Annotated in this window: 14 protein-coding genes and 1 pseudogene; 6 read left to right on the top strand and 9 right to left on the bottom strand. The window is 72.7% G+C overall.

Annotation, left to right across the window (positions count from 1 at the left end; translation table 11 throughout):
• Nucleotides 1–54: 54 nt before the first annotated feature.
• From ACFWU9_RS33125 to ACFWU9_RS33090, 8 genes and pseudogenes are all read right to left on the bottom strand, one after another.
• Nucleotides 55–969, bottom strand: coding sequence for a hypothetical protein (locus ACFWU9_RS33125; protein ID WP_384324778.1), 915 nt, complete (start codon nucleotides 967–969; stop codon nucleotides 55–57).
• A 930-nt stretch (nucleotides 970–1,899) separates the two neighbouring features.
• Nucleotides 1,900–3,444, bottom strand: a complete 1,545-nt coding sequence (locus ACFWU9_RS33120) for a hypothetical protein (RefSeq protein ID WP_384324777.1) — start codon at nucleotides 3,442–3,444, stop codon at nucleotides 1,900–1,902.
• Between the two features lie 118 nt (nucleotides 3,445–3,562).
• Nucleotides 3,563–7,234: a hydantoinase B/oxoprolinase family protein gene (locus ACFWU9_RS33115; RefSeq protein ID WP_384324776.1), complete on the bottom strand. Its 3,672-nt coding sequence runs from the start codon at nucleotides 7,232–7,234 to the stop codon at nucleotides 3,563–3,565.
• Nucleotides 7,231–8,241 (bottom strand): SGNH/GDSL hydrolase family protein, encoded by a 1,011-nt coding sequence (locus ACFWU9_RS33110; RefSeq protein ID WP_384324775.1) that lies wholly within the window; start codon nucleotides 8,239–8,241, stop codon nucleotides 7,231–7,233. The genes ACFWU9_RS33115 and ACFWU9_RS33110 overlap by 4 nt, the downstream gene beginning before the upstream one ends.
• Before the next feature lie 302 nt (nucleotides 8,242–8,543).
• Nucleotides 8,544–9,686: pseudogene (locus tag ACFWU9_RS33105) on the bottom strand (glycosyltransferase); the annotation flags it as partial.
• On the bottom strand, nucleotides 9,683–10,915 hold the full coding sequence (locus tag ACFWU9_RS33100; RefSeq protein ID WP_384324774.1) for a glycosyltransferase family 4 protein: 1,233 nt from the start codon (nucleotides 10,913–10,915) through the stop codon (nucleotides 9,683–9,685). The pseudogene ACFWU9_RS33105 and the gene ACFWU9_RS33100, both read right to left, overlap by 4 nt.
• A gap of 270 nt (nucleotides 10,916–11,185) precedes the next feature.
• Nucleotides 11,186–12,604, bottom strand: coding sequence for a HEAT repeat domain-containing protein (locus ACFWU9_RS33095; protein ID WP_384324773.1), 1,419 nt, complete (start codon nucleotides 12,602–12,604; stop codon nucleotides 11,186–11,188).
• A 382-nt stretch (nucleotides 12,605–12,986) separates the two neighbouring features.
• Complete coding sequence (locus ACFWU9_RS33090) at nucleotides 12,987–13,400, bottom strand: ankyrin repeat domain-containing protein (RefSeq protein ID WP_384324772.1); 414 nt, start codon at nucleotides 13,398–13,400, stop codon at nucleotides 12,987–12,989.
• A gap of 253 nt (nucleotides 13,401–13,653) precedes the next feature.
• Between ACFWU9_RS33090 and ACFWU9_RS33085 the strand changes: the two genes are divergently transcribed.
• Together ACFWU9_RS33085 and ACFWU9_RS33080 are read left to right on the top strand one after the other, a co-directional pair.
• Nucleotides 13,654–13,848: a hypothetical protein gene (locus ACFWU9_RS33085; RefSeq protein ID WP_189109156.1), complete on the top strand. Its 195-nt coding sequence runs from the start codon at nucleotides 13,654–13,656 to the stop codon at nucleotides 13,846–13,848.
• A 46-nt stretch (nucleotides 13,849–13,894) separates the two neighbouring features.
• Nucleotides 13,895–15,562: a hypothetical protein gene (locus ACFWU9_RS33080; protein WP_384324771.1), complete on the top strand. Its 1,668-nt coding sequence runs from the start codon at nucleotides 13,895–13,897 to the stop codon at nucleotides 15,560–15,562.
• 28 nt (nucleotides 15,563–15,590) lie between these two features.
• Here ACFWU9_RS33080 and ACFWU9_RS33075 read toward each other — a convergent pair whose 3' ends face one another.
• Nucleotides 15,591–17,099 carry a PLP-dependent aminotransferase family protein gene (locus tag ACFWU9_RS33075; protein WP_384324770.1) on the bottom strand — a complete coding sequence of 503 codons (1,509 nt, stop codon included), beginning with the start codon at nucleotides 17,097–17,099 and terminating at the stop codon, nucleotides 15,591–15,593.
• A 104-nt stretch (nucleotides 17,100–17,203) separates the two neighbouring features.
• Here ACFWU9_RS33075 and ACFWU9_RS33070 point away from each other — a divergent pair, with 104 nt between their 5' ends.
• The 4 genes from ACFWU9_RS33070 to ACFWU9_RS33055 all read left to right on the top strand — a co-directional run bounded on the left by ACFWU9_RS33070 (nucleotide 17,204) and on the right by ACFWU9_RS33055 (nucleotide 20,665).
• Nucleotides 17,204–17,872, top strand: coding sequence for a YitT family protein (locus ACFWU9_RS33070; protein WP_384324769.1), 669 nt, complete (start codon nucleotides 17,204–17,206; stop codon nucleotides 17,870–17,872).
• Entirely contained in the window at nucleotides 17,869–18,633 is a 765-nt protein-coding gene (locus tag ACFWU9_RS33065; protein WP_384324768.1) for a glycerophosphodiester phosphodiesterase, read from the top strand. The genes ACFWU9_RS33070 and ACFWU9_RS33065 overlap by 4 nt, the downstream gene beginning before the upstream one ends.
• Before the next feature lie 44 nt (nucleotides 18,634–18,677).
• A complete protein-coding gene (locus tag ACFWU9_RS33060; protein ID WP_384324767.1) occupies nucleotides 18,678–20,036 on the top strand; it encodes an MFS transporter in 1,359 nt (452 codons plus the stop codon).
• 254 nt (nucleotides 20,037–20,290) lie between these two features.
• Nucleotides 20,291–20,665: an RNA polymerase-binding protein RbpA gene (locus ACFWU9_RS33055; protein WP_003959706.1), complete on the top strand. Its 375-nt coding sequence runs from the start codon at nucleotides 20,291–20,293 to the stop codon at nucleotides 20,663–20,665.
• Nucleotides 20,666–20,766: the final 101 nt, after the last annotated feature.

Genomic DNA, 20,766 nt, shown 5'->3' with positions numbered 1-20,766 from the left:
CGGATGGGAACCGGCGTGGGGGGCTGCTGGATGCGGGGGCGGGAGCGCCGGGGTTCAGGAGTGGAAGGGCAGTCCGGCGTCGGCGACGAGGTCGAGGTCGTCCGGGTCGGGTGGGGGCAGCAGCGTGGCGGATCCGTCGGTGACCGGAACGACGCCCAGCGCGAGCAGTTCGGCCATGGCGGCGCTGCCGGCCATGTCGCGGACCTGGAGCTGGTAGCGGGCGGTGGTGCGGTACGCGCCTCCGGCGTCGTCACCGGTGCGGTGCAGGAAGCCGGAGTCGGTGAGGAAGGCCATGGCCTTGCCGATGATGCCGGTGGTGGAGCCCGCGAGACGGCGCGCGTCCTTGGTGGCGCCGGTCGCGCTGCGGCGGGCGTAGACGCGCCAGGCCGATTCGAGGCCGGGGGCGTCGGTGGCCGGGTCGCTGTTCTCGCCCTGTTCCTCGGCCTTCTCCTCCAGCCTGCGGCAGGCCTGCCGTACGAAGGCGTCGACGCCGTTGACGGTGATCCGGCCGATGTATCCGTCGTCGGCGAGGTCCTCGGGGCGGGGGAAGGCCATGGCGGCGACGGCGAGATGGGCCAGGCCGTGCAGGAACCGGTCGGCGGAGTCGGTCGACGCGCGGCGGGCGTAGTCGCCCATACGGACGGCGAAGACGGAGTCCTCGGCGGCTGTCACGGCCATCCCGGCGCGGGAGGAGACTTCGAGGACGACGAGACCGAGCCCGGTGGCGACGGCGTCGGCGAGCCGCGCGAACGACGACTCCTCGCGGTAGCGGCGCAACAGGTCGGCGTACTCGACGTCCCGCGCGGGGAGCAGCTTGGGCTGGAGCCCGAAGGAGACGAGCCGGGCGGCGTCGGCGGCGTCGGCGGGGGTGACCGCACCACCCACCGCCTCGGCCACGGAAACGCGCGCGGCCTCCACACCGCCCGCCTCCCCCCACGCGGAGGAGTGCTCTGCCTGATGGTCACTCACGGGCACTGCTCCTTGCCGGCGGGGATGGTCGAACGAAAGGTGACACGTGTGCCGCACGGGCGACGGGGGTGGTGGGGGTCGCTGGGCAGCGGGCATTGGGCACCACCGTGCGACGGGCGACGCGACCAGCAGAGCAACAGGCGCTCCGCGCCACCGGGCGAAGGCCGGCTCGGACCGCCAGGCAGCGCGGGGCTCGGGTCGCAGAGTTGCTGGGAGCAGCACTCACGCCGACAGCGCTGGCACTCCGCACCGCAAAGCGACGAGCGGCACGTGCCGCCGGGCAGGAGGCACTCCGCGCCACCGCGTGAAGGGCGGTGCGAGCCGCCAGGCAGTAGACAGTCAGTGCCACCGGACGACGGGTGGCGCGTGCCGCCGGGCAATAGGCGCTCCGCGCCGTAAAGCTGCGGGCAGGCAGCGCCCCCGCGCAGGCGTCACCCCACCCAGCCGCGCGACTGGCGGGGCGTGCCGCCCGTCGGTCGGCGACGCGAGCCTCTGGGCGGCAGGCACGGCGTACCACCACCGTACGAAGGGCAGGGCGTGCCGCCAGGGAGCAGGCGCTCCGCGCCGCAGAGCTGCGGGGAGCAGCACTCGCGCCGGCGGCGCGGGCACTCCGCACCGAAAGGCCACCGGACTTGTATGCCGCCAGGTGCCGAGTGATGCGAGCCACCACGTAGCAAGCGCTCCGCGCCACCGGGTGAAGGTCGGCTCGGACCGCCAGGCAGCACGCGGCTCGGGTCGCAGAGTTGCTGGGAGCAGCACTCGCGCCGACGGCGCGGGCACTCCGCACCGAAAGGCCACCAGCCTTGCATGCCACCAAGTGCCGGGCGGGCCGCGCCGTCGCGCAGCAGGCACACCGCTCCACCGGGCGAAGGGCAGCGCGTGGCGCCAGGCGAGTACCGGCCTCTGGGCGACCCCCGAGGCCCGTTCGTGTCATGCCGCCTCCGTTCGGGCCGCCGTCATGCCCGCGGCGTCCAGGAGTGCCGTGCCCAGTATGAGATCGGCGCCGCCGAACTCCGGGTCGTCGAGGGGGGTTCCGTCGTCCACCGCGAACAGCAGCCGTTCCTCGCCCTGGCGGTAGGCCGTGCCGACCGGGGGACTCGCCGCGTGGATCGCGAGCAGTGCGACCAGATACGGCAGGTCCGGATCGCGGCGGCGGGCCTCCGCGAGCAGTCCGGAGAGTCTGCGCGGCGCGTCGTGTTCCAGGTCGAGCAGTTCCATCGCGCTCGCCAACTGCTCCTCGCTGAACCGGCTGTCGTCGGGGGTGGCGATCAGATCGGGCTCGGGCATCTCCGCGCCGAGATGTTCCCGCTCGACGGGTGGGGTGAGCAGCAGGTCCACGAGATCGCCGACGCGGACGGAGGCGGGCGTGCGCAGCCCGGTGCCGCGGGCGAAGAACGCGTCGGTGACGCGGCTCGCCCGGTCGACCGACAGCGGCAGGAGCGGGGCGACGAGTTGGCCGTAGAGGTCGAGCCCCGTCCGTGTCGTGGGCTCGGCGAACGCTTGGCGGTCCTGCTCGGCGCGGAACAGCGGGCCGGCCTCCAGCAGTCGGGACTGGAGCTGGGTGTGCCGGCGGATGCAGTCCTTGACTATGTCGACCAGTTCGGCGGCGCGCCGCTTGTGCTCGGCCGTCTTCGGGTCGGCGCCGGTCTCCGCCTCGTCCCGTGACCGGCGGATGTTGTTGAGGATCGCGTTCTCGTGGCGGTACCGGTCGGCGACATGGTCGAGCGCTTCGGCGATCATGTCGGGCACGGCGTTGAGCCAGTCGACCGCGCGGACGTTGCGCCGCGTCGCCTCCAGGGTCCTGCGCAGCGTCTCCGCGTACTGCACGGTGCGGTAACGCGCCTGTTCGGCGGCGAGTTGGGCGTCGGCGAGCCGCCCTCTGTTGATCAGCACCTCCAGCTTGACCTCGGCAGCGATCTGCGCGCTGGTGACGTCCGTGTCCAACGCGCCCACCAGCACGTTGACCGCTTCGTCGGTGGTGCGCAGATAGACGCTCCCGCCCTGGCCGGGGACCTCCTCGATCAGTTTGAAGTCGTAGTCCCGCCGGGTGTAGACGCCGTCGGCGCCGAACGTGCCGTACACCGCGCGGAATCCGCGGTCGACGCTGCCGACGTTGATCAGATTCTCCAGCACCCAGCGGGCCACCCGCTCGTGTTCGCTGGCCGGGCGGTGCGGTGCCTGGGCCGCGACGCGCGGCAGGAGTCTGGCCACTATCTGCTCGTGGTCCGCGCCGGTGTCGAAGTCCATGTTGAGCGTCACGAGGTCGATCGCCGCGAGCGCGACCTCCGCCATCGCGTAGACGGAGTACTCCCCCGCGAGATTGGCCTTGCGGGTGTCCAGGTCGTGCAGCGGCGCCGTGCACGCGAGCGCGCGCAGCCGTCGCGCCAGCCCCTCGTCGGCGGCCGGGCCCTGGGCGAGCCGCGGCCCCGCGCTGAGCTGGGGCGGAACAGGGTCCGTCGAGGCAGGCGAAGTCACGCTGAACAGATTAGGTCCTCGGACTGACAACGGTCGAAACGACGCAGAAGCCCCAGGGGCCCCGGCGGGCCGGTGCCGGGCGCGGCGGACCGTCACCGGCCCGCCGGGCCCTCCGAGTTCACCCGGGCGTGCCGTATCCCCCGCCGCCAGGGGTGCGCAGCACCAGTACGTCGTCCACGGCGACGTCCGCGGAGTCGACGCCCTTCAGCGGGGTACGGGACCCGTCGGCCCGCTCCACCTCGTTGGCGCCGAGTTCACCGGGCCCACCGCCCGCCATGCCGTACGGCCGCACGGTGCGGTGTCCGGTCAGCAGCGTCACCGTCATGGGCTCCAGGAAGCGGATGCGCCGTACGACTCCGTCCCCGCCGTGCCATCGGCCGCTCCCGCCGCTGCCCTCCCTCACGGAGAATCCGTCGACCCGCACCGGATAGCGCCATTCGAGCACTTCGGGGTCGGTGAGGCGGGAGTTGGTCATATGGGTCTGGACGGCGTCGGCGCCGTCGAAGCCCTCCCCCGCGCCCGATCCGCTGGCCACCGTCTCGTAGTACTGGACGCGTTCGTTGCCGAAGGTGAGGTTGTTCATCGTGCCGGAGCCCTCGGCCTGGACGCCGAGCGCCGCGTACAGCGCCCCCGTCACGGCCTGTGAGGTCTCCACGTTGCCCGCCACGGTCGCCGCGGGGTAGGTCGGCGACAGCATCGAGTCGTCGGGCACCCGTACGTCGAGGGGCGCCAGACAGCCGCTGTTGAGCGGGATGTCGTCGGCGACCAGTGTCCTGAAGACGTAGAGGACAGCTGCCATGACCACGGACCGGGGCGCGTTGAAGTTGCCTTCCTGCTGAGGTGAGGTCCCGGTGAAGTCGACGACGGCGCTGCGGGCCTCGCGGTCGACACGCACGGCGACCTGGATGACCGCGCCGTTGTCGGTCTCGTAGCGGTAGTCGCCGTCGCTCAGTCCGGCGACGATACGGCGTACGGACTCCTCCGCGTTGCGCCGGACGTGGCCCATGTAGGCGTCGACGACGTCGTAGCCGAACTGCTCGGTCATGCGCCGCAGTTCGGCGATGCCCTTCTCGTTGGCGGCGATCTGGGCGCGCAGGTCGGCGAGGTTGGTGTCCGGGTCGCGGGAGGGGTACGGCGCGTCGGCGAGCAGTTGCCGTGTCTCGGTCTCGCGGAGTCTGCCGTCGCGTACGAGCAGCCAGTTGTCGAAGAGCACGCCCTCCTCGTGGATGGTCCGGCTGAAGGCGGGCATCGAGCCGGGTGTGATGCCGCCGATCTCCGCGTGGTGGCCGCGCGAGGCGACCAGGAAGCGCAGTTGTTCGCCCTGTTCGTCGAAGACGGGCGTCACGACCGTCACGTCCGGCAGATGGGTGCCTCCGTGGTAGGGGTCGTTGACGGCGTAGACGTCGCCGGGGCGGAGCGAGTCCTGGTCGCGCTTGAGCACCTCCTTGATGGACTCGCCCATGGAACCGAGGTGGACGGGGATGTGGGGCGCGTTGGCGATCAGATTGCCCTCGGCGTCGAAGAGGGCGCAGGAGAAGTCGAGCCGCTCCTTGATGTTGACGGAGTGGGCGGTGTTCTCCAGCCGTACGCCCATCTGCTCGGCGATCGCCATGAAGAGGTTGTTGAAGACCTCCAGCAGTACCGGGTCCACGTCCGTGCCCGCCGCGACACGGGTGGGGCGGGGGGTCACACGGGTCAGGAGCAGATGCCCGAGGTCGCCGACCTCCGCCTGCCAGCCCGCGTCCACGACGGTCGTCGCGTCGTCCTCGGCGATCATCGCGGGACCGTCGACGGTGTCGCCGGTGCGCAGGTCGGCGCGCTGGTGGAGCGGGCGGTCGCGCTCGGTGCCGTCGACGAACATCGACACGGTCGCCGGCCGTACGGGCCCGCCCTCGCCGTCGCCTTCCACCGAGGTGGTCCGCGCGGCGTATTCGCCGTGCGACGCGGCCTTGCCGACGGCTTCGACCGACACGGCCTCGACCACCAAGGGCTTGTCCATGGTGAAGGCGTAGCGCGAGCGGTGTTCGCTCTCGAAGGCCGCCGTCATCTCGGCGACGCCGTCGAGGGGGACGGCGAGGCCGGCGTCCGTCCCGGCGTAACGGAGCAGCACGCGCGCGTGGGTGGTGATCGCGTCGTCCGGGACGGAGTCGGCGCGCAGTTCGGCGCGGGTGCGCTCCGCGAGTTCGGCGCAGAGTTCCCGGACCCGCCCGAGCGTGCCCCCTCCGGCTTCGGTTCCGCCGGCTTCCGCCTCGCCCCCGTCCGCGTCGCCGCCCTCCACCGCGCCCAGTTCGGCCTCCACCGACTGCTCGCGCATGGCGGTGGCGTCGGCGAGCCCGATGCCGTACGCGGAGAGGACCCCGGCGAGCGGCGGCACGATGACCGTGTCGACGCCGAGCGCGTCCGCGACGGCGCACGCGTGCTGGCCGCCGGCGCCGCCGAAGCTGGTGAGGGCGTACTGGGTGATGTCGTGCCCGCGCTGGACGGAGATCTTCTTGACGGCGTTCGCCATGTTCAGCACGGCGATCTCCAGGAAGCCGGCCGCGACCTCGGCCGGCTCGCGCCGTACACCGGTGGCCTGCTCGACCTCGGCGGCGAGCGCGGCGAAGCGCTCGCGCACCACCTCGGCGTCGAGCGGCTGGTCGCCGTCGGGTCCGAACACCGCGGGGAAGTGGGCGGGTTGGACCCGGCCGAGCATCACGTTGGCGTCGGTGACGGTCAGCGGGCCGCCCCGGCGGTAGCAGGCGGGGCCCGGCACGGCGCCCGCCGAGTCGGGCCCCACGCGGTAGCGCTGCCCGTCGAAGTGCAGCACGGAGCCGCCGCCGGCCGCGACGGTGTGGATGCTCATCATGGGCGCCCGCATCCGGACGCCGGCGACCTGGGTGCCCAGCTCGCGCTCGAACTCACCGGCGTAGTGGGAGACATCGGTCGACGTGCCGCCCATGTCGAAGCCGACGACGCGGTGGAAGCCGGCCTGTCCCGACGTACGGGCCATGCCGACGACACCGCCCGCCGGGCCGGACAGCACCGCGTCCTTCCCACGGAAGTGGGCGGCCTCGCGCAGCCCTCCGTTGGACTGCATGAACATCAGCCGGATGGAGCGGAGCTGAGTGGCGATCTCGTCGACGTAGCGCCGCAGGATCGGGGAGAGGTAGGCGTCCACGACGGTGGTGTCGCCGCGCGGCACCAGTTTGATCAGCGGGCTGACTTCGTGGGAGCAGCTGACCTGGCTGAAGCCGGCGGCGCGGGCGGCCTCGGCGACGGCGGCCTCGTGCGCGGGGTGGCGGTAGCCGTGCATGAGGACGACGGCGGCGCTGCGGAAGCCGTCGTCGTACGCCTCCCGCAGCCGCGCGGCGACGGCCTCCGTGTCCAGCGGCCGTACGGTGGCGCCGTGGGCGTCCACGCGTTCGGGGACCTCGATGACGCGTTCGTGTACGGCCTCCGGCAGCACGATGTGACGGTCGAAGAGGCGGGGCCGGTTCTGATAGGCGATCCGCAGGGCGTCGCCGAAGCCCTCGGTGATCAGAAGGACGGTCGGCTCGCCACGGCGCTCCAGAAGCGCGTTGGTGGCGACGGTGGTGCCCATCTTCACCTGGGCGATCCGGTCCGCGGGAACCGGATCGTCCTGTGCTACGCCGAGCAGCAGCCGGATCCCGGCCACCGCGGCGTCGTCGTACTGCTCCGGATTGTGCGAGAGAAGCTTCCTGGTGACGAGACGTCCGTCGGGCCTGCGCCCCACCACGTCGGTAAAAGTGCCGCCACGGTCGATCCAGAACTCCCAGGGCCCATTCATTCCCTCATTCTGGCAAGGGGAGTGACGGGCGGCAGCGATGTCAGGGCACGGGACAGGGCGTGCTCCGCGCGCGCGTCGAGACGGGGTGAGGTTCCGCGCGCCAGGTGGCGCATCTCGGAGCCCGCCAGCCACAGCAGCTCGGGCAGCAGATCGGTGCTTCTCCGCACCATCCAGGCGGCGCCCGCCGTCGCCATCCAGAGCAGCGCCTCCGTCCGTGAGGGCTGCGGCCGTTCGGGCTCCTGGGGCGGTGGCGGACCCAGGGTCAGGCCGCGCGCGGTGAGCATGGCGTGGAACTGGGCGGCGATCATCCGGTGGCCGCGTTCGCCGGGGTGCAGCCGGTCGGCGCTCCACAGGGTGCGGTCGGCAACCCACTCGGGGTCGGCGGCGTGCAGATGGACGGCGCCGTACCGCGCGGAGAGCTCGTGGGACAGGGCGTTGACCGCGCGCTGTCTGCGCGCGAGCGGTCTCGCGAGCGGCGCGGGCAGGCCGAGCATGATGCCCGGGTCCGGGAGGCAGGCGGTGAGGAGCACCGTGCCACGCGCGGTGAGGGCCGCGCAGACCTCGTCGAGCGCCCGGGCGATGGCGACGATGTCGAAGGCACGGCGGAGGGTGTCGTTGACGCCTACGACGACGGAGGCGATGTCGGGCGCGAAGGCGAGCGCGGCCGGGGCCTGCCGCTCGCGTACGTGGCGGGTCAGGGCGCCGCTGGTGGCGAAGTTGCGGAAGGTGGGGGCGGGTTCGGCCACGGTCCCGGCCTTCGCCCTGCGGCCCGGGCGCCCCGTCTGCCGGGCGACGGGCCGCCCCGCCGGCCGGCCGACGTCTCCGTCGGCCGGCGGGAGCGCCTCGGCGAGCAGCGCGGCCCAGCCGCGCCAGCCGCCGTCCACGCGGTCCCCCACGCCCGCGGTGAGCGAGTCGCCGAGGGCGGCGAACCGCAGCGGCCTCGGTACGGAGGGCCCCGCGGGGACGGCGGCCTCGGGGGGCGCCCCGGGGTTCGCGTACACGGTCATGACACACCGCCGTTCGGGGGCCGGACCGGCGCCGCCGAAAGGGACGTCACGGAGGTGGCGACCGGGAGGCGCGGGACGAACGGCACTGACGGCACGGACGGGACTGACGCCGCCGACGGCACGGCCGACGCGGCGACGGGCGATTCCGATGCCACCGGCAGGACGGCGGGCACGAACGGCACGGACGTGCCCACGACGGCTGCCCCCGTGGCGGCGGGCGGCACGACGGCGCCCCCCGCTGTCCCGTTGCCACCGGACGCCCCGGCGACGGACCTCTCCGCCGGCAGCGCGTCCTGTCCCACCACGGCCGGCGCCTCGTGGGCCTCCAGGAAGGCCGCCACCGCGCGGTCCCAGCTGAAGAGTTCGGCCCGCGCCCGCGCGGCGGCGCGCCGACCGGCCTCCGGACGGGCGAGGAGTTCCTGCACGGCGTCGGCGAACGCCCTCGGCGTGTCCGCGGCCGTGCAGCCCGCCTCGCCGAGGATCTCCGGGAGCGCGGACGTCGCGCTGGAGACCACGGGGGTGCCGCTGGCGAGGGCTTCGAGCGCGGACAGGCCGAACGTCTCGGCCGGTCCGGGAGCCAGACAGATGTCCGCGGAGGCCTGGAGGTCCGCCAGCTCCTCCCGGTCGCTCACATGCCCGAGGAACTCCACGGGCAGCCGGCGCTCCCGCGCCCGGCGGGCCAGCATTCCCGCCAGAGGGCCGTCCCCGGCCACCACCAGCGACGCCCGGACACCCCGGCCGATGAGCGCCTGGAGGGCGTCGACGGCGGCGGCCGGGCGCTTCTCCACGGAGAGCCGCGAGCAGAGCAGCAGCAGGACGTCGGCGTCGCGCGTGTACTTCGCGCGCAGGGCCTCGCGGCGCCGGTCCGGCCGGCACCGCACCAGGTCGACACCGAGGGGCGCGCGCACCACGTTGCGCGCGCCGATCCGGACGAACTCACGCTCGGCCCACTCGGTGGTGCAGACGATCCGTGAGTACGCCCAGGCGCTGCGCTTGTTGAGCCGGTCGGCGGCCCGTTCGGCCGCCGAGTCCGGTACTCCCCAGGTGCGCAGCACACCGTCGGCCGTCTCGTGGGAGACCATGACCGAGGGTATTCGGCGACGGCGCGCCCACTGGCCCGTCCACCGCAGGGTGGTGCGGTCGGAGACTTCCAGGCGGTCCGGCGCGAGGGATTCGAGCAGGGCGCTCAGGCGCCGGCGGTTGGTCAGCACCCGGTAGCCGCCCGTGCCGGGCAGTACCGCCCCGGCCAGGGTGATCACCCGGCCCTGTGCCGTGTCCACGTCGCTCGGGCGCTCGCCCGGGACGATGAGGACAGGTTCGTGCCCGGCGGCCAGGTAGCCGGTCCCGAGCTCCTGGAGCGCGGTCCTGAGGCCACCGGAGGCCGGGGTCACGAAGTTGGCCAGCCGTACGATCCGCAGGCCGCCGGAGTCTCCCGTGCCGCTCATGCGACCACCGCCGTGCGGGCGCTGAGCACCTCGGCGTAGTGGTCGAGCAGTTGGTCGCCCACCGCCGCCCAGGTACGGCCCTCGACCATGGCCCGCGCCGTGCGTCCGTAGGAGGCGCGCAGCTCCGGGTCGGCCTGGAGGTCCCGTACGGCACCGGTGACCGCCCGTGCGTCGTGGGGCGGCACCAGCAGCCCCGTACGGCCGTGGTCGACCAGGTCGAGCGGTCCGCCCGCCGCGGGCGCGACCACCGGAGTGCCGCTGGCCATGGCCTCCTGGACGGTCTGGCAGAACGTCTCGTACGGCCCGGTGTGGGCGAAGACGTCGAACGAGGCGAAGATCCGCGCCAGTTCGTCACCGGTCCGGCGGCCGAGGAACACGGCGCCGGGGAGTGTCGCGCGCAGGGACGGCTCGCTCGGCCCGTCTCCGACGATCACGACACGGACGCCGGGCAGCCCGCAGGCGCCGGAGAGGAGTTCGACGTGCTTCTCCGGCGCGAGCCTGCCGACGTACCCGACGATCATCTCGCCGTTGGGCGCGAGACGGCGGCGCAGTTCGTCGTCGCGCAGGTCGGGCCGGAACCTGACGGTGTCCACGCCGCGCGGCCAGAGCCGGACGCGCGGTACGCGGTGCTCCTCCAGGTCCTTCATGGCCGCGCTGGACGGGGCGAGCGTGCGGTCCGCCGCGCTGTGCACGGCGCGCAGCCGCCGCCAGGCGGCCGCCTCGCCCGCGCCCATGTAGGTACGCGCGTAGCCGGCCAGGTCGGTCTGGTAGACGGCGACGGCGGGGATACCGAGCCGTGCGGCGGCGGCCATGCCGCGTACACCGAGGACGAACGGCCCGGCGAGGTGCACGACGTCCGCCCGGTGCGCCGCGAGGGTCGCGGCGACCCTGCGGCTCGGGAGGGCGACGCGTACCTGGGGATAGCCGGGCAGGGGCAGGGACGGGATACGCACCACGGGGCATGGCGCGTCGGAGTCGATCGTGCGGGGAGAGGCGCTGCGGGGAGAGGTCGAACGGGGAGAGGTGGTGCTCGGGGACGGGGAGAAAGAGGCGGAGGAGGACGGGGAGGTGGCCGCCTCGGCGGCCGCTGACGCGGCAGCGGAGGAGGCCGGTGCGATGACGAGCGGGTCATGGCCGCGTGCGACGAGGTGCCGGGCGGTCTGGAGGGCGCAGTGCGCCACGCCGTTCACATCGGGCGGGAAGGATTCAGTGACGATGACGACACGCATACCCGTGTTCTCGCCGTACCGAGGGTGGTCCCGCCAACGTGGATCTTTCCGCGTGGAAAACGTCCCGTGAGCATTGGTGTTTCGGACGCCTCAGTGGAACTTCAGCCACCGTCCGACCGTTCGCGCCCCTGATCGCAACCAGCGTGCGCCGGGCGATTCACCTGCTGGAACCCGTCTGGTCACACCTGCCCGGTAGAACCCGGCGGCCGGCCGGAAAGAGTGCCCGGAGAGGTCGTGTTCCGCCCGGCGCGCCGCCGGGCGGAGCACGCTTCAGACGGCGGGCGCGTCGGGCCCGATCCGGCTCCGTACGGCGGTCTGCACCTCGGCCTCCTCGGCCGGATCCGCGGCTAGGCGGCGCAGCCTGTCGGCCACCCGTACGTCTCCGGTCTCGGCGTGGCGCGCGGCGACCTCTCTGGTCGTCTCCTCGCAGTCCCAGAGGCATTCGACGGCGAATCCCGTGGGGAAGGAGGGGTCGGTGGCCGCCAGCGCCCTGGCCGTACGGCCGCGCAGCTGTGAGGAGGCGGTCTCGCGGTAGACATGGCGCAGTACGGGCGCCGCGCAGCCGATGCCGAGCCGTCCGGTGCCGTCCACGAGGGTCCACAGGCGCGGCGTGTCGGGCCCTTCGGACCGTACGGCCTCCCGGAGCGCGCCGAGCACCAGCTGGGTGTCCTGCGGGCCGCCCCGGGCGGCGAGAACACCCGCGGCCGAGGCTCCGAGGGCGTCGGGCCGGTGGACCCAGCCGCGCGCCCGGTCGACGGCGGCCTCGCCGCACATCCGCTCGAAGGCGGCGACGGCGGCTCCCGCGAGACTCTCCGACGGGTCGGCCGCCGCGGTCTCGATCAGGTCGAGCACGGCGGGATCGCGGGCCTCGGCGAGATAGTGGAGCGCCGCGGAGCGCGCGCCGTCGGGGCCGCTGCGTCCGGCCTCGACGATCTCGGCGCGGTCGTCGGGTCCGGCGACCGCGGTCAGGCATCGGGCGGCGGGCACGTGCAGGGTCGTGCCGCGTTCGAGGCCGTCCTGGGCCCATTCGAAGACGGCTTGGACGCTCCAGCCGGGGCGAGGTCCGCTGGGCCGCAGCTGCTGCTGCCATCGGTCGAAGGAGCCCTGTTCCTGGGCGGCCCTGACGCGGGCGGCGACGGCCTCGCGCGGGTCGTCGGCCCAGAGCCGCCAGGGCCGGGGTTCGAACGCGCCCTGGAGGGCGGTGGCGAGCTCCGCGTCGCCCTCGGGTGTGGTGGGGAATCTGGCGAGGATCCGGGGGGCGAGTGATCGCAGACCCGGGTCGTCGTCGCGCAGGGCCAGTTCGTCGAGCGCCCAGGTCCAGTTGGATCCGGAGGCGGCGTACCGGCGCAGGAGCGCGAGGGCGTCGTCCCTTCCGTAGGAGGCGAGGTGGCCCAGTACGGCGAGGGAGAGCCCGGTACGGGACTCCTCGGTGTCGAAGTGGTCCTCGGTACGGAAGAGATGGTGTTCGAGCGGTTCGAGATCTCCGTGGAGGTCCAGGTAGAGCCGTGCGTAGTACAGGGAGCGGTTCTCGACCTGCCAGTCGTGGCGCGGGTCGTTCGTGACGCAGTGGTTGAGGGCGTTGAGCGCCTCGGCACGGGGTGCGGCCAGCGCGTGCAGTGTGCCGTCGCCGCGCCCCCTTTGCAGCAGGCCGAGCAGTGTGCCGCTCGGCGCTATGACTGGATCGAACATGGGGAGAGCCTCACATCAAGCTGTCGACGCAACCGGGGGGTGGGGATGCCTAGGCTGCCCTGGGCGCTTTTTGAAAGTCCCGTCTGGCTCGCGACGCCTGGCACGCACGCTCCCTGCGTTGTCGGAGTCGCCCGAGTACGCCCGGTACGAGAGTGATCCTCCGCCTTGCGATCGCACGCACCAGACGCCGCGAGCCCCGCCCTCCGGGCGGACGACGCTACTTTCAAAACACGCCCTAGGCCGCGCGACAACATCGCTCGACCGTCGTCTCCTGCTTGGTGTAGACCATCTTCCTCTGCCTCTCGTCGGTGGCCCCTTCCGGGCCCGACGTCATGATGACCCACCCATTTCGCCACCGCGACCACATTTACGACGCCTCCCTTCACCGTGCTCCGAAGAGCTCCAGCAGGTCCGTCTTCCCGAAGATCCGCGCCGTATCCACGGCGGAGGGCGTTCCGGCGGCCGGATCGGCCCCTCCGTCGAGCAGCTCGCGGATGACGGCGTCCTCCCCCTTGAAGACGGCGCCGGCCAGCGGTGTCTGCCCCCGGTCGTTGGCCCGGTCGGCGTCCGCGCCGCGTGAGAGCAGGGCCGCGACGGCGGGTGCGTGGCCGTGGTACGCGGCGAGCATGACCAGGGAGTCGCCCCGGTCGTTGGTGAGGTTCGCGGGGACACCGGCGTCGACGTAGGCGGCGAGCGTCTCGGTCTCGCCGCGGCGCGCGAGGTCGAAGACCTTGGTCGCCAGTTCGACGACGTCGCTGTCGGGAGCACCACCGGTGGCGCCCGGGGCCTCGCTCATCGGTGTACCGCCTCTCATGCCGCTGACCTGGGACGCACGACTGCGGCGCCGTACGGGTGAATCGACAGATTACTGCCCCGTAGGCCGCTCCGGGGCGACAGAGGCCGTAGCAAGCGGCGCGCGGGACGCGCCTGTCGGCCGGTCAAGTGATATTCCAGGAATTTCACTCACTTGCACCTTTTATCACATAGATACTTACTGTGAGCATGGAAGAACTCATGGTGACTGTCCCCCTCACCCAGGAGAACCCCTCATGATCCTGTCCATGTCAGGCGTCGTGCTGCTCGGAATCATCGTCTTCCTCTTCTTCAGGAAGGACGGACTCAAGGCATCACACGCGCTCGTCTGCGCACTCTTCGGCTTCTATCTCGCGGGCACGGCCATCGCCCCGAGCATCACGGCCGGAGGCGCCAGCCTCGCCGGCCTACTGGGCGGGATCAAGTTCTGACCGCCTTCCCTCCCTCCAGCACCTTCCGCACCTTCAGGAGACCGACGTGGCCCGGCGACCACTCCCCCGCATTCTGAGCAGCGGCAGCGCTCACATCGCTCGCAGCCGAGAGATGGCCCGCTCGGCCGCCGACAGCGCCACCGACGTCCTCCATCCGCTGATCACGATCACCCGTGGTCTGCGGCTGCTGGCCGGCGCGGGACGGCGGAAATGGGCGGCGACCCCCAAGGACCGGCGTGGTCCCGCGCTGTTCCTGGTCGGGGCGCTCGTCCTGGTGGTCGCGCTCGTCCCGTACGGACCGCTGCTCGCCCTCATCTCGGTGATGGCGGTGGCCGGCTGGCAGGGCCGTGACCGTTCGCCGTCCCGGTCCGGGCCGTCCGAGGCGGAGCTTCAGCGCCTGCGTTCTCTCTACGAGGCGCTGGTGCCGTACTTCTCCCTGCCGGACGACCCGAATCCGCTCTTCGCCCATGGCGGGGAGTGGGAGAAGGCCTTCGACGAGTACGAGTTCGACGCCGACGGGCGTCTCACCCGGCTGCGGGTGTCGTACCCGCCGTACTTCATGGACGGTGACTACTCCTCCCGCGTACGGATCGAGCATCTGCTGTACGCGAAGTCCGGGCGCGGCAGGGAGTATCTCTTCGAATGGGACGAGGAGGGCAACGAGCTCGTGATGAGCGTGCTGCCCCCGCTTCCCACCGGTATCGCCGCCCAGCGCTTCGTCACCGCTCCCGGCGAGACCGTGCTCGGCTTCACCGACGCCGGCGCGGTCCGGCGCACCGTCCCGGTCAGGGAGGGCGACGAGAACCGTGACGCCCCTCCGGTGGTCTGGCGTACGGGCGCCCGCTCGACCGAGCCCCATCTGCTCGCCGTCGGGCGCGCGGGGAGCGGCACCACGAGTCTGCTCCGCTCGATCGCCCTCCAGGCGCTCGCGCACGGCGACGTCGTGATCGTGGAGGGCAACGGGACCGGTGAGTACGCCAGCCTCGACGGGCGTACGGGCGTTCTCGCCGTGGAACGCGGTCTGTCGGGCGCGCTGGCCGGTCTCGAATGGGCCGCCAACGAGACGGAGCGACGGCTGATCGCCGCCAACCGGGCCCGGCAGTCGGGTCACGCCGTGCCCGAGGACACCAAGCGCCCGCTCTGGCTCCTGCTGGACCGGCCGAGCGCCCTCGCCCATGTCGCCGCCGCCGACGGGCGGCCCGATCCGCAGGAGCTGCTCCAGGTGCCGTTGCGGCACGGCAGGGCCGCGAATGTGACGGTGGTCGTGGCGGAACAGTTCGAGACCCTGGACGCGCTCAGCCGGACCGTACGGACGCACACCCGCGCCCGGGTCGTGCTGGGCGCCGCCTCGCGCGGGGAGCTGGAATCGGTCCTCGGCGCGCCGCCGCGCACCATCCCCGCGCCGGACATCCCCACCGGCCGGGGCTACGCGCGGCTCGGCGCCGGACCGGTGCTCAGGCTCCAGGTCCCGGCGACGCCCGATCCGTACGACGACGCCACGAGCGACGCACACCGAAGGGCGGTCCTGGAGCTGCTGCCGGACCGGCACACGCCTCTCCACGGATCGGCCCCCGCCGCCACCGGGGCACCGGACGCGGAGCCCGGCCCACCACCGCAAGCACAGGCGCAGACCCCGGACCAGGCGCATCCCCAGCCTCGGCAGCAGCGCCAGAGCCCGGCGCCGATGCCCACCGTCGTACCGGCCGAGGGCTGACCGACCCGCCGCAGACGCGAGGCGCCGGTCAGGCGACGAACGTGCGCGGCGCGTCCGTGCCGGCGCGCGCGCCGCTCTCCACGAGGCGCGCGGCCGCCGCCAGCCGCACGGCGGCCTCGTCGGCGACGGGGCCGCCGACGGTGAACGGCAGCCGCACGTATCCCTCGAAGGCCCCGTCGACCCCGAAGCGCGGCCCGCCCGGCACCCGGACCCCGACCCGCTCGCCCAGCTCGGCGATCCGCGAGCCCGAGAGTCCGCCGGTGCGCACCCAGAGCGTCAGCCCGCCACGCGGCACGTCGAACTCCCAGCTCGGCAGCTCCCTGCGGACGGCGGCCACCAGCGCGTCGCGGTTCTCCGCCGCCTGGGCGCGCCGGATGTCGACCGCCCGCTCCCAGCCGCCGGTGCCCATGAGCCAGTTGATGGCGAGCTGTTCCAGTACGGGTGTGCCGAGGTCGGCGTAGGCGCGGGCGGCGACCAGTGAGCGGATGACCTCGGGCGCGGCCCGTACCCAGCCGATGCGCATCCCCGCCCAGAAGGCCTTGCTGGCGGAGCCGACGGTGAGGACGGTGCTGCCGGCGGGGTCGAAGGCGCAGACCGGCGGCGGCGGTTCGGCACCGGGCAGGTCGCCGTCCAGAGAGAGCTCCGACATCGTCTCGTCGACGACGAGCACGGTCCCCGCCGACCGCGCGGCCTCGACCAGCGCCCTGCGCTGGTCCTCGGTGGCCAGGGCGCCCGTCGGGTTGTGGAAGTCGGCGACGACGTAGGCGAGCCGGGGCGCGGCCTCCCGCAGCACCTGGCGCCAGCGTGGCAGGTCCCAGCCCGCCAGCCCTTCGGCCATGGCGACGGGGACGAGCCGGGCGCCGGCCTCACGCATCAGTTGGAGGATGTTCGCGTAGCTGGGCGACTCGACGGCGACGCGCTCGCCGCGCCCGGCGAAGAGATGACAGATCGCGTCGATCGCGCCCATGGCGCCGGTGGTGACCATGATCTGCTCGGGCATGGTCGGGATGCCGCGCGCGGTGTACCGGTCGGCGAGCGTCTGGCGCAGCGCGGGCAGTCCCGCCGGGTAGTCGCCGTGGGTGTGGGCGTACGGCGGCAGTTCCTCCAGCGCGCCCTGTACGGCGCGGGTGAGCCAGGGCTCGGGCGCGGTCAGGGCCGCGCAGCCGAGGTCGATCATGGAGCCGAGGGAGTCCGGCGGCAGCGGTTCGAGGCCCCGCGCGGGCAGCGGGTTCCCCGCCGGGACGGCGGTCCAGCTCCCGGCGCCTCTGCGGGACTCCAGGAACCCCTCGGCGCGCAGCGCCTCGTACGCGGCGGCCACCGTCGTACGGCTCACGGAGAGCGCGAGGGCGAGCTCGCGTTCGGCGGGAAGGCGGGCGGCGACCGGGACGCGGCCTTCGAGGACGAGCAGCCGTACACCGTCGGCGAGGGCGCGGTAGGCGGGCGGCTTACGGGTTCCGGGGCCGGCGGGCCGGGACTGCTGGGCGTTGAGCTGTCGTGCGAGCTGGGCCGCCCCCACCGCCGAAGTCCACTGCGTCATGGAAACCAGTCCACCTTCCTCGAATTGGCCATGGTTGACCGTCGCCACCCAGCCACAGAGTGACACAGCCCAGTCCACTCGTTCCACCTCCGAAGGACCGCACCTTGCCCAGCAGACCCGTTCTCCGTAAGAAGCGGCTCCCGCGCCGGCTGCTCCAGCTCTACGTGGGTCTGACCCTCTACGGCCTGAGCTCGGCCCTGCTGGTCAGAGGCGGCCTCGGGCTGGAGCCCTGGGGTGTGCTGCACCAGGGCCTGTCCGAGCGCACCGGCCTGACCATGGGCGTCGTCTCGATCGTCGTCGGCGCGGTCGTGCTGCTGCTGTGGATCCCGATCCGCCAGCGCCCCGGGCTCGGCACGGTCTCCAACGTCTTCGTGGTCGGCATCGCGATGGACGCCGCACTGGCCCTCGTCCCGGACGGGCACGGCCTCGCCGTACAGATCCCGCTGCTCGTCGCCGGCATCGTCCTCAACGGCGTGGCCACGGGCCTCTACATCGCCGCCCGGCTCGGCCCCGGCCCCCGCGACGGCCTGATGACGGGCCTGCACCGGCTCACCGGCCGGTCGGTGCGGCTGGTCCGTACGGCGATCGAGGTGGCGGTCGTCGCCACGGGCTTCGTCCTCGGCGGCTCCGTCGGGATCGGGACGGTCGCCTACGCGCTGTCGATAGGGCCGCTCGCCCAGCTCTTCCTGCGCGTCTTCGTCGTCCCGCCGTCGGCGGACGGCGGCACGGTCGTCGCCGGGGGTTCCCCCGGGCAGGTCATACTGCGGCCGTGACTCCCGTACGGCATCCCTATCTGGACCATCCGTCGCCGATCCCGTTCGCCCACCGAGGCGGCGCCGCCGACGGGATCGAGAACACGGCGGCGGCGTTCCGGCGCGCCGCCGCGCTCGGTTACCGCTACTTCGAGACCGACGTGCACACCACGGCCGACGGCCGGCTCGTCGCGTTCCACGACTCGACCCTCGACCGGGTCACCGATCTGCGCGGCCGGATCTCCGAGCTGCCGTGGAGCGAGGTCGGCCGGGCCAGGGTCGGCGGCGGGGAACCGCTCGCGCTCTTCGAGGATCTTCTGGAGGAGTTCCCCGACGCCCGCTGGAACGTCGACATGAAGGCGGAGCCCGCGCTCCGCCCGCTGATCGATCTGATCCGCCGTACGGACACCTGGGACCGGGTGTGCGTGGGCTCCTTCTCGGAGGCGCGCGTCTCGCGCGCCCACCGCCTCGCGGGCCCCCGGCTGGCCACGTCGTACGGCGTGCGCGGGGTGCTCGGCCTGCGGCTGCGCTCGTACGGGGCGCCCGCGCCGGTCCGCGACGGCGCCGTGTGCGCACAGGTCCCGCAGCACCAGAGCGGGATCCCGGTGGTCGACCGACGCTTCGTACGGACGGCGCACGAACGGGGCCTCCAGGTACATGTCTGGACGGTCAACGAGGCTGACCGGATGCACGCGCTCCTGGACCTCGGAGTGGATGGCATCATGACCGATCGACTGGAGACGCTGCGCACGGTGTTCACCGAGCGCGGGGTCTGGCACTGACGGTTACGGATGTCCCCCACCGGGACGAATGAGGGGGCGCGCGGGTGACCGCCGACACCGCTGACCTGACGGACGACGAGACGGGCCGAATACGCGAGCAGCGCGGCTGGTACTTCTACGACTTCGCGTGCTCCGTCTACTCGACGAGCGTCGTCACCGTCTTCCTCGGGCCGTATCTGACCTCCGTCGCGAAGGCCGCCGCCGACGCCGACGGTTTCGTCCATCCGCTGGGCGTCCCGGTGCGGGCCGGTTCGGTCTTCGCGTACTCGGTGTCCGTCTCGATCGTGCTGGCGGTGCTGCTGATGCCGCTGGCCGGCGCGGCGGCGGACCGGACGGGGCGGAAGAAGCCGCTGCTCGCGGCGGCGGCCTATGTGGGTGCGGCGGCCACCGCCGGCATGTTCTTCCTGGACGGCGACCGGTATCTGCTGGGCGTCGTCCTGCTGATCGTGGCGAACGCGTCCCTGTCGGTCTCCATGGCCCTCTACAACGCCTATCTGCCGCAGATAGCCACGCCCGAGGAGCGCGACGCCGTGTCCTCGCGCGGCTGGGCCTTCGGCTACACCTCGGGCGCCTTCGTCCTCGTACTGAACCTGATCCTCTACACCGGTCACGAGTCGTTCGGCGTCTCGGAGTCGACCGCGGTACGGATCTGTCTGGCGTCCGCCGGTGTCTGGTGGGGGGCCTTCACGCTCGTGCCGCTGAGCAGGCTGCGGGACCGGCGGGTCACGAGGGACGCCGCCCGCGCGGGCGAGGGCTCGGTCGGCACCGGGTGGCGCCAGCTCATGGCCACCTTGCGCGACATGCGCCGCCATCCCCTGACGCTCTCCTTCCTGCTCGCCTATCTGATCTACAACGACGGCGTGCAGACGGTGATCTCCCAGGCGTCGATCTACGGCTCCGAGGAGCTGGGCCTCGACCAGACGACCCTGATCACGGCCGTGCTGCTGGTCCAGGTCCTGGCGGTCGTGGGCGCGCTGGGGATGGGCCGGCTGGCCCGGACCCACGGGGCCAAACGAACGATTCTCGCCTCGCTCGCCGTCTGGACGGTGATCCTGGCGGCCGGGTACTTCCTGCCCGCGAAGGCTCCGGTCTGGTTCTTCGCCCTCGCCGCCGCGATCGGCATGGTGCTCGGCGGGAGCCAGGCGCTGTCGCGCTCGCTCTTCTCGCATCTGGTGCCGCGCGGCAAGGAGGCCGAGTACTTCGCCGCGTACGAGATGAGCGACCGCGGGCTGAGCTGGCTGGGGCCCCTGGTGTTCGGCCTCGCCTATCAGGTCACCGGCAGCTACCGGGACGCGATTCTCTCGCTGGTCGTCTTCTTCGTGATCGGCTTCGCGCTGCTCGCGAGGGTGCCCGTGCGCAGGGCCGTCGCCGAGGCGGGGAACCCCGTGCCGGAGCGTATTTAGACGTGGAAGTGAAAGCGCGGTAGTGTACGCCGTTGGTCTGCCAGCCGGACCGTCACGGCGTGTCACAGAAGCGAAAACGTGGGATGACATCCATCGCCAGATGTGACAAACCGGGCACTGGTGGGTACAACAAGGGGCGGCACGACGGCGACGCATGACCCGCTACGGGAATCTTTACCGCCGACCGGACGTTGACCGGAAGACGACGACAGCGACACCTGTCCTGTGGGCGACAAGCCCGGGAGGCACGATTCATGAGTGAGCGAGCTCTCCGCGGCACGCGACTTGTGGTTACCAGCTACGAGACGGACCGCGGCATCGATCTGGCCCCGCGCCAGGCGGTGGAGTACGCATGCCAGAACGGCCATCGATTTGAGATGCCGTTCTCGGTAGAGGCGGAAATTCCGCCGGAGTGGGAGTGCAAGGCGTGTGGCGCCCAGGCACTCCTGGTGGACGGGGATGGTCCCGAGGAGAAGAAGGGCAAGCCTGCGCGTACGCACTGGGACATGCTCATGGAGCGGCGCACACGCGAGGAGTTGGAGGAGGTGCTGGCCGAACGGCTGGCCGTCCTGCGCTCCGGCGCCATGAACATCGCGGTGCATCCGAGGGACAGCCGAAAGTCGGCCTGACCCGGACCGCCACAACAGCACAGACAGAGAGCCGTGGGGGGGGGCGCCCCCCCGGGGGGGGGGCGCCCCGCCGGGGGAGGGGGAGCCCCCCGGCGCGCCCC

The sequence above is a fragment of the Streptomyces sp. NPDC058653 genome (genome assembly GCF_042716895.1).
Taxonomy (GTDB): Bacteria; Actinomycetota; Actinomycetes; order Streptomycetales; family Streptomycetaceae; genus Streptomyces.
This window is presented reverse-complemented; position numbering and strand designations above follow the sequence as displayed.